The organism is Angustibacter peucedani, from assembly GCF_054779595.1.
In genome coordinates this window covers 1-8725 of the sequence record NZ_BAAGXY010000033.1, presented here as the reverse complement: position 1 = coordinate 8725, position 8725 = coordinate 1, and the positions used below count along the sequence as shown (strand labels likewise).

Genomic DNA, 8725 nt, shown 5'->3' with positions numbered 1-8725 from the left:
CGAGCGGCTGCCGGCGCTGGGCGACTGGGCGGCGGGTGCGCGCGCCGCGCTGGTCGACCCGGGCGCCGGCAGCCCGGACGTCGGCGGGCGGCCGGGTGACGACGTCCGGCTCGGGCTGCTGTTCGGGTGCTGCCACCCGGCGCTGCCGCCCGAGGCGCGGCTCGCGCTGACGCTGCGGGCCGTCGTCGGTCTCACCACCGCCGAGATCGCGCGAGCGACCTTCGAGCCTGAATCAACTGTCGCGCAACGCATCTCGCGGGCCAAGCGCAAGATCGGCGCCACCGCGATCCCGGTGCGCATCCCGGACGTCGACGAGCTGCCCGCCCGCCTGGACGTCGTCCTGTCCGTGATCGCCACCGCCTACAACGAGGCCTTCCTCGCGACGGCGGGACCCGACCCGTCGCGCCGCGACCTCGCCGACGACGCGACGTGGCTGGCCGGCGTGGTGGCGACGGCGCTGCCGGACGAGCCCGAGCCGCTCGGCCTGCTGGCGCTGCTGCGGCTGCACCAGGCGCGGTCGGCGGCGCGCTTCGACGACACCGGCCGGTTGGTGCTGCTCGCCGTCCAGGACCGCTCGCTCTGGCGGCAGGACGAGGTCGCCGCCGCCGTCGCGCTGCTGGAGCGGGCGGCCGCGCTCCGTCGTCCGGGGCGGTACCAGCTGCAGGCCGCGATCACCGCGGTGCACTGCGAGGCGGGCTCGTTCGCCGAGACCGACTGGCTGCAGATCCTCACCCTCTACGACGTGCTGCTCAGGCACGACCCGTCGCCCGTCGTCCGGCTCAACCGGGCGGTGGCGCTGGCCCGGGTCGAGGGGCCGGCGGCGGCCCTCGCGGAGGTCGACGCGCTGGCCGAGCCGCTCGAGCGCTACCACCTGCGGCACGCGATCCGGGCCTCGCTGCTGCGCGAGCTCGGCCGGGCCGACGAGGCGCGGGCGGCGGACGAGCTGGCGCTCGCGGGCACCGGCAACGTGGCCGAGCGGGCGCTGCTGACCGACCGGCTGCGCTGAGCCTGCCCGACGCTCGGTACGCTGGGCGGACCGCTGATCGCCCGGCCGAGGGGCCGCCGTCATCTGGAGCGCCTGCATGGGACGCGTGGTCGTCGACGTCATGCTCAAGCCCGAGATCCTCGACCCGCAGGGGCAGGCCGTCGCCGGCGCACTGCCCCGCCTGGGCTTCACCGGCTTCACGTCGGTGCGCCAGGGCAAGCGGTTCGAGCTCGAGGTCGAGGGCGAGGTCACCGACGAGGTGCTGGCCCAGGTCCGCGAGGCCGCCGGCACCCTGCTCTCGAACCCGGTGATCGAGGACGTCGTCCGGGTCGCGGCCGCCGACGAGCCCGCCGAGCAGGCCGGGGCGGGCGCCTGATGCGCGTCGGGGTCGTCACCTTCCCCGGCTCGCTGGACGACGTCGACGCCGCCCGTGCGGCCCGCACCGGTGGTGCGGAGTCGGTGCGGCTGTGGCACGGCGACGCCGACCTGCACGGGGTCGACGCCGTCATCATCCCGGGCGGGTTCTCGTACGGGGACTACCTGCGCTGCGGCGCGATCGCGCGCTTCGCGCCGGTGATGGAGCCGCTGGTCGAGGCGGCGCGGGGCGGGCTGCCGGTGCTGGGGATCTGCAACGGGTTCCAGGTGCTGTGCGAGACGCACCTGCTGCCGGGCGCGCTGGTGCGCAACGACCACCGCAAGTTCGTCTGCCGCGACCAGGAGCTGCGCATCGAGCGCACCGACACGGCGTGGACCCGGCACTACGCGCCGGGCCAGTCGGTGGTGGTGCCGCTGAAGAACGGCGAGGGCGGCTACGTCGCCGACGAGCGCACGCTCGACGAGCTCGAGGGCGAGGGCCGGGTCGTCGCGCGGTACGTGGGCGACAACCCGAACGGCTCGTACCGCGCGATCGCGGGCATCAGCAACGCGGCGGGCAACGTCGTCGGGCTGATGCCGCACCCCGAGCACGCCACCGAGCGCGGCTTCGGCCCCGACCCGCGCAGCGGCACCGACGGCCTGGACGGCGTGGGCTTCTTCACCTCGGTCGTCGAGGCGGTCGAGGGGCTGGTGCGGGCATGAGCATCGACACCGTCGAGGCCGCCTCCGGTACGCCGGACGTCGAGCAGCCGTGGGCCGAGCTCGGCCTCAAACCCGATGAGTACCAGCGGATCCGCGAGATCCTCGGACGCCGCCCGACGTCGTCCGAGCTGGCGATGTACAGCGTCATGTGGAGCGAGCACTGCTCGTACAAGTCGAGCAAGGTGCACCTGCGTCAGTTCGGCGAGAAGACCACGGACGCCATGCGCGAGAAGCTGATGGTCGGCATCGGCGAGAACGCCGGGGTCGTCGACATCGGCGACGGCTGGGCCGTGACGTTCAAGGTCGAGAGCCACAACCACCCGTCGTACGTCGAGCCGTACCAGGGTGCGGCCACCGGTGTGGGCGGCATCGTGCGCGACATCATGAGCATGGGCGCGCGCCCGATCGCGGTGATGGACCCGTTGCGGTTCGGGGCGATCGACCACCCTGACACCCACCGGGTGGTGCCCGGGATCGTCGCGGGAGTGGGCGGTTACGGCAACTGCCTCGGCCTGCCCAACATCGGCGGCGAGGTCGTGTTCGACCCCTGCTACCAGGGCAACCCGCTCGTCAACGCGTTGTGCGTGGGCTCGATGCGGCACGAGGACATCCACCTGGCCAACGCCTCCGGCGCAGGGAACCTGGTGGTGCTGTTCGGCGCCAAGACCGGCGGCGACGGCATCGGCGGCGTCTCGGTGCTGGCGTCCGAGACCTTCGAGTCGACCGGGCCGAGCAAGCGGCCGGCCGTGCAGGTGGGCGACCCGTTCGCCGAGAAGGTGCTCATCGAGTGCTGCCTCGAGCTGTTCGCGGCCGGTGTCGTCGAGGGCATCCAGGACCTCGGCGGGGCGGGGCTGTCGTGCGCGACGTCCGAGCTGGCGAGCAACGGCGACGGCGGCATGCACGTGTGGCTCGACCGGGTCCCGTTGCGCGACAACACCTTGGCGCCCGAAGAGATCCTGATGAGCGAGTCGCAGGAGCGCATGATGGCGGTCGTCACGCCTGCGCAGCTCGACGCCTTCATGGCGATCGCGCAGCGCTGGGACGTCGAGGCGACCGTCGTCGGCGAGGTGACCGAGACCGGCCGGCTGGTCGTCGACTGGCACGGCGAGACCGTGGTCGACGTCCCGCCGCGCACCGTCGCGCACGACGGCCCGGTGTACGAGCGGCCCTACTCGCGGCCGGCGTCGCTCGACGCGTTGCAGGCCGACGTCCCCTCGGCCGAGCGGCTGGCGCGGCCGACGACGGGTGACGAGCTGCGGGCGACGCTGCTGCAGCTCATGGGCTCGCCGAACCTCAGCAGCCGCGCGTGGGTCACCGACCAGTACGACCGCTACGTCATGGGCAACACCGCGCTGGCGATGCCCGACGACGCGGGCGTGGTGCGCGTCGACGAGGCGACCGGCCTGGGCGTCGCGATCTCGACCGACTGCAACAGCCGGTTCGCCGCGCTCGACCCCTACACCGGCGCGCAGCTCGCGCTGGCCGAGGCGTACCGCAACGTCGCCACCGCCGGCGCCGTGCCGCTGGCCGTCACGGACTGCCTCAACTTCGGCTCGCCCGAGGACCCGGGCGTCATGTGGCAGTTCGCGCAGGCCGTCACCGGGCTGGCCGACGGGTGCCAGGCGCTCAGCGTCCCGGTCACCGGCGGCAACGTGAGCCTCTACAACCAGACCGGCACGACCGCTATCCACCCGACGCCCGTGGTCGGCGTGCTCGGTGTGCTGGACGACGTCGCCCGCCGCACGCCGTCCGGCTGGCGCGACGCCGGCCAGGTGATCTACCTGGTCGGGTCGACGCGCGACGAGCTAGGCGGGTCGTCGTGGGCTGACGTCGTGCACGGTCACCTGGGCGGGATGCCGCCGACGGTCGACCTGGACGCCGAGCGGGTGCTGGGCGAGATCCTCGTGGCGGCGTCGCGCGACGGCATGGTCGACGCCGCGCACGACCTGTCGGACGGCGGCCTCGCGGTGGCGCTGGGGGAGGCGTGCCTGCGCTACGGCGTCGGGGCGCGGGTGTGGCTGGACGAGCTGTGCGAGCGCGACGGGATCGACCCGTTCGTGGCGCTGTTCAGCGAGTCGACGGCACGCGTGGTCGTGTCGGTGCCGCGGTCGGAGGAGGTGCGCTTCACCGACATGTGCAGCGCGCGTGGCGTGGCGCACCTGCGGATCGGCGTCGTGGACGTCGGCGAAGGAGAGCCCGCGCTCGACGTCCAGGGTCAGTTCACGCTCCCGCTGGGCGAGCTCCGCGAGATCCACGAGGCGACGCTGCCGTCGGTCTTCGAGCCCTGACCCGCCCGAGACTGAGACCGGGCGCCCTCTCTGTTCTGTGGATCTCCTCTCCGCCCGGGGCCTTAACGTCTTGCGGAACTAGAAGTCCTCGCGCGGCACGAGGTTGGGTCGGTGCGGGTCGCCCGGACGCCACTCGGCGGCCCGCCGAAGCAAGCCCTCCGCCAATCGCGTGAAGTTCCGCTGCGTTCTTGAGAGGTCGGCTGTCGCGGACGCGGGGAGTGTCAGCCAACCCGACAGCTCAGCGGTGGTCTCGCCGAGGTTCCGGTCGTGCAGAGTCAACGTCTCGGTGTGCTCCGCCCCTGCCATGACGGTGAATGTTGTGATGGCCGTGCCGATCACGATGTCTGTCACCTCCGAGTACACGGCCGTGCGGAGACCGTGCGGGGGCATTGGGGCAGTCAGGAATGCGCGGGCACTCCCGACGGCCAGCCCGCGCGACGATCCGGCCATGCGTGACTGCCCCGGAGGGTCCGACCAAGCGGGGTGGTCCCCCAGCTCCAACTCAGCCCAGACTTGGTCGCGAGAGCGAGGAAGCACAGCGTGCGCGTTGATCGCAATCCTGCGAAGAATGCCGTTGCTGTCCACGTCGCCCCCTCTCCCTGCCTTGTCCAGATTGGTGTCGACTTCCGGCGACCCTCACTTGAGGTGACCCCAGTCCTTGGGCGTGGCGAGGCAGCCCCCTGGCTGTGATGGGAACAGCGCAACTAGGCGCCCGACGATGTTGGCGTAGCCGCCCTCGTTGCGGCATATGCGGACGACCATTGAGCCATGCCGACACGTTGTGAAGCCTCTGTGGGAGTCCGCCGCGCCGGGTGAAGTCGCCGGCCGTCGTGCCCGAGACTGCACCCATGAGGTGGCTGCCCCGAGTGATGTTGCTGGCCGGGACGGCTGTTGTCCTGTCGTTGGCCAGCGCGCTCTACATCCGTCTCGGCTGGTGGCAGATGGAGCGTGTCTGTAGCTCCCGACAGGAAAGTTGGACGCAATCCTGGTCTTGGCGGCCGCTGGGCTTCGAGTGTGACTTCGAGTCTCAGGCGACGGAGACGCGATGGTGGCCGTGGGGCGCCTGACTCACGCGCGCACTGCTGCAGATCCGGGCGTTCGGTTGCAGCGCTGAGCGACCTCAAGTGACTTGGCTCGCGGTGTCGGCACCGTACCAAGCGAACCACGGTTCCTTGCCGGACTGGGGCTACGTGCTCGGAGGGCGCGCATCGTGGACGTCTGCTCTGCGCGCGCAGTACCCAGTCTGGCCGCGCGGCTATGAGAAGATTATGGACACCAACGAGCGGCAGAAGTGTTAGCGCTTGTCTTGCGTTCATAAGTTGGGCATTATGAACACGTGACCACGCCGCACGCGTACTCTGCTGACGACTTCCAGCGGTTGGTCGCAAGAGAGACAGACGAGGTCGAGCTTAAGTCGGGAGCAAGTGCCAAGAAGTTGCAGGAAGCCATGGTTGCCTTCAGCAACACCGCGGGTGGCACGATCTTCATCGGCGTCGACGACGGCCGTCACGTTATCGGGCGGCAGCGCGACCAGGGTACCGATGACGTTGTGCACGAGGCCGCCCTTAGCGCCCACAACGTGGGTCGCTACCGCATCTATGCCGGTCGGGTAGATGCGCGGCCGATTGTCGCAGTGGAGGTCGACGCCCGCCTCGACGAAGTAGCGCAAACCAGCGATGGCCGAGTCCTGCAGCGCCGTGGCGGCCGCAACGTGCCAGTGATCGGTGCCGACCTCTGGGCGCTAGCCTCAAGCCGAACCCTTCGACGCTACGAGCGCTCTGACAGCGGCCTGGCCTTGGATGAAGTGAACGACACGGTCGCGCGACGGTTGGCAGAGGCGCACGGCTGGCCGATGAACGTCCCAGTCGTCGACCGATGGGTGGAGCGCGGGCTCGCGACTCCGTCCGGCCATCTGACCATCGCAGGAGCGTTGACCCTCACCGACCCGGCCGCAAGCCTCGATGCAGGGAAATTTCACATCGATCTGCGGTCCTATGAGGCGGATGACACGACGTCCTACGTAAGGCGCGAGGCGATCAGGGGTCCTGTGCAAGACCAGGTAGAGCGCGCCACGGACTGGATCGTTAGAGACGTTGGGACAGAACTGGTTGTGACCGGAGCCTTTCGCCATGACGTCCCTCGCCTTCCTCGTCGGGTCGTCCGAGAGGCCGTCGCCAACGCGGTTGCTCATCGCGACTACACGATCGACCGCACCCCGATCGTGATCGAAGTGCGCCCTTCGGCGGTCACCGTTCGCAGCCCAGGCTCGCTTCCTCCGCCAGTTACGGTCGACACCCTCCGCGAGGCGCAGGCCCCACGTAATCACACGGTGATTGATGTCCTACGCAAGTTCGGCCTAGCCGAGGACAGTGGTCAGGGCATTGACGTGATGCAGGACGGCATGAAGTACGAACTGCTGGAAGAGCCTGAGTTCACAGACGGTGTCGATTCCTTTTCAGTCACCCTCCGGTTGGGTGGAATGGTGTCCGTCACGGAGCGAGCCTGGTTGGCCGAGTATGAGCGCCGCGGGGCGCTGCAACCTGATGAGCGCATCCTGCTCCTCACCGCCGCCCGCGAGGATCAGCTCACTAACGCCCGCGCGCGCGAGGCACTAGGCGTCGACAGCGTGGAGGCTCGCAACCGCCTCCAACGCCTCCGTGACGCTGGACTGCTCGATCAGCATGGCCAGCGCGGTCGCGCGTATTACACCCTCGGAGTCATCGGCCCCGAGCGCAGCCTTGAACGTGTCGTATTGGACGTCGCAGCCAGCGGGGCGGCGTTGACGAATCAGTCCGTCAGGGAGTTGACCGGGCTGGACCGAGTGGCTGCGCGGGAGTTGCTTCGCCGCTTGGTCAACGAGGGGCGGCTCATCCAAGAGGGGGTAAAGCGGGGCACGAAATATCGCGCCCCGACGGGGGGCTAACGTCGGGCGCCCCCAATTTTGGCCCCTGTGCTTGTGCCGGCTCGCCTGCCCCGGGTCGAGCAAGCTGAGCGGATGGCGGCATGACCGGGCGGTCGCCCTCACCGCGGCAGATCCGGACGAGCGTAGCGAGTGCGGGCGGAGGTACACCCGCTGTTGGATCGCGCTGGACGATGCCGAAGCGTGCCCGCATGCTGGGCGCATGAGGGCTAGGTGTCGTCCGCGCATCCTGACCGGGGCTTGGGTGTTCGCGGTGTTGGCGCTCGCGGCGGCTTGCGGTGTGGCCGATGCTGGCCGAGTTGCCCAAGGTGATCCGGCTCGGACACCTCCTCGTCTTGTTCGGCACGACCCGGTCGTGGACGACCACCAGCTGCGGGAACTGATCACTTACGGAGGAGGCGCGGAGCGGCTGTTTCCCACCAAGGCTCGCGAGGTCGCCGTGATTACCGCCGCGGATGCGTTGTCCTCGTTCGTGAACGCGCACGTGTACTCGTCCGCGCTCGCTCAGAAGCCTGACATCTTCTTGGCTCGGTACGCCGACACCGCTGAGGCAGGAGAGATGATCGCGCATGCTCCAAGCGATGCTCGACTGGTCTGGGTCGTGCGGTTCTCGAACGTGCTCACTGCTGGATCGGGCCCCGCCGGCCGACGGGGAAGCGCAACGCAAGCGCGGGCCCCTGAGCGTCATGATGTGTTGGGTCTGATCGACGCTGGCAGCGGTGAGGAGATCGCCGTCATCGATGCTGCCGCCGACGCGCAGGGGTCGCCCCCCAAAGTGCAGCCGCGATTCACAAAGAGCAATTGACGGAGCCCTCAGTGGGGCAGATCCGGGCGAGCGTAGCCGCCCTCGGCGCGGCATGAGCGGGCTCCCAGTTCGACCGCCGCGCCAGCGGTTGCGACAATCCGCCAATGGGCATCTACGTCGAACTTAGGGATCGGAACGGAGAAGCGCGAACCGGCTTGCCAGACCCATCGGGCGGAACCTTCGACGCGGCTGGTGACTTCGACCGTTTCATTGATCAGCCTCCGTACGGCCTAGTGCCGGACGGCCTGCCGATCCTCGAATCGGTGGATCCGTACGGTGACACGACGCTCTCGTCGCGGGTGATGGGTCGACTAATCGCCGACTGCACTCGTGCCATCGCGGTCGCAAAGGACGGTCCCGAACGGAGAGGCCTGCAGCGCCTTCGTGTGCTGGCCGAGGAGTGTTCAAGAGCTCCCGAATCGACACTCGCTTGGATCGGCGACTAAAGAGCGCCCTCGACACACGTACTGCGGCGTGGGGGGACGTCATCGAACTGGCAGAGAAGAGGCACCCGGACAACCACCGGTGCCCGATCTCTGCCAGTTCGATGGCCGGCTGCCCGCACCAGACCAGAGAACTGGGGCACCAGGTGCCGACGTCCTACCCCACTTCTCTGGTCTCGACCCCCGCCCGAGACAGCACGCTGTCCT

General features: G+C 69.6%; 9 protein-coding genes. 7 read left to right on the top strand and 2 right to left on the bottom strand.

Going from position 1 to position 8725, the window contains the following annotated elements:
• From ACYVJ4_RS07595 to purL, 4 genes are all read left to right on the top strand, one after another.
• The coding region (locus ACYVJ4_RS07595; RefSeq protein ID WP_460459510.1) for an RNA polymerase sigma factor at positions 1-1006 on the top strand (1006 nt) is incomplete at its 5' end.
• Positions 1007-1082: 76 nt separating this feature from the next.
• The gene (gene purS / locus ACYVJ4_RS07590) at positions 1083-1361 is read left to right on the top strand and encodes a phosphoribosylformylglycinamidine synthase subunit PurS (RefSeq protein ID WP_460459509.1); all 279 of its coding nucleotides are present in this window, start codon (positions 1083-1085) and stop codon (positions 1359-1361) included.
• Positions 1361-2062 carry a phosphoribosylformylglycinamidine synthase subunit PurQ gene (gene purQ, locus ACYVJ4_RS07585; protein WP_460459508.1) on the top strand — a complete coding sequence of 234 codons (702 nt, stop codon included), beginning with the start codon at positions 1361-1363 and terminating at the stop codon, positions 2060-2062. Before purS ends, purQ begins: the two co-directional genes overlap by 1 nt.
• Complete coding sequence (gene purL, locus ACYVJ4_RS07580; RefSeq protein ID WP_460459507.1) at positions 2059-4350, top strand: phosphoribosylformylglycinamidine synthase subunit PurL; 2292 nt, start codon at positions 2059-2061, stop codon at positions 4348-4350. The genes purQ and purL overlap by 4 nt, the downstream gene beginning before the upstream one ends.
• Positions 4351-4428: 78 nt before the next feature.
• On the opposite strand, the gene ACYVJ4_RS07575 is transcribed toward purL, so the two are convergent.
• Positions 4429-4701, bottom strand: coding sequence for a hypothetical protein (locus ACYVJ4_RS07575; protein ID WP_460459506.1), 273 nt, complete (start codon positions 4699-4701; stop codon positions 4429-4431).
• Between the two features lie 285 nt (positions 4702-4986).
• Entirely contained in the window at positions 4987-5112 is a 126-nt protein-coding gene (locus ACYVJ4_RS07570) for a hypothetical protein (RefSeq protein WP_460459505.1), read from the bottom strand.
• Positions 5113-5686: 574 nt separating this feature from the next.
• On the opposite strand from ACYVJ4_RS07570, the gene ACYVJ4_RS07565 reads away from it, so the two are divergent.
• The 3 genes from ACYVJ4_RS07565 (at position 5687) to ACYVJ4_RS07555 (ending at position 8521) form a co-directional block, all read left to right on the top strand.
• Entirely contained in the window at positions 5687-7273 is a 1587-nt protein-coding gene (locus ACYVJ4_RS07565; RefSeq protein WP_460459504.1) for an ATP-binding protein, read from the top strand.
• Between the two features lie 352 nt (positions 7274-7625).
• A complete protein-coding gene (locus tag ACYVJ4_RS07560; protein WP_460459503.1) occupies positions 7626-8075 on the top strand; it encodes a hypothetical protein in 450 nt (149 codons plus the stop codon).
• Between the two features lie 104 nt (positions 8076-8179).
• Positions 8180-8521: a hypothetical protein gene (locus ACYVJ4_RS07555; protein ID WP_460459502.1), complete on the top strand. Its 342-nt coding sequence runs from the start codon at positions 8180-8182 to the stop codon at positions 8519-8521.
• Positions 8522-8725 lie beyond the last annotated feature (204 nt).

Coding starts and splice junctions, on each gene's coding strand:
- purS (WP_460459509.1), top strand. CDS start 1,083: ATGGGACGCGTGGTCGTCGACGTCATGCTCAAGCCCGAGATCCTCGAC.
- purQ (WP_460459508.1), top strand. CDS start 1,361: ATGCGCGTCGGGGTCGTCACCTTCCCCGGCTCGCTGGACGACGTCGAC.
- purL (WP_460459507.1), top strand. CDS start 2,059: ATGAGCATCGACACCGTCGAGGCCGCCTCCGGTACGCCGGACGTCGAG.
- ACYVJ4_RS07570 (WP_460459505.1), bottom strand. CDS start 5,112: ATGGTCGTCCGCATATGCCGCAACGAGGGCGGCTACGCCAACATCGTC.
- ACYVJ4_RS07555 (WP_460459502.1), top strand. CDS start 8,180: ATGGGCATCTACGTCGAACTTAGGGATCGGAACGGAGAAGCGCGAACC.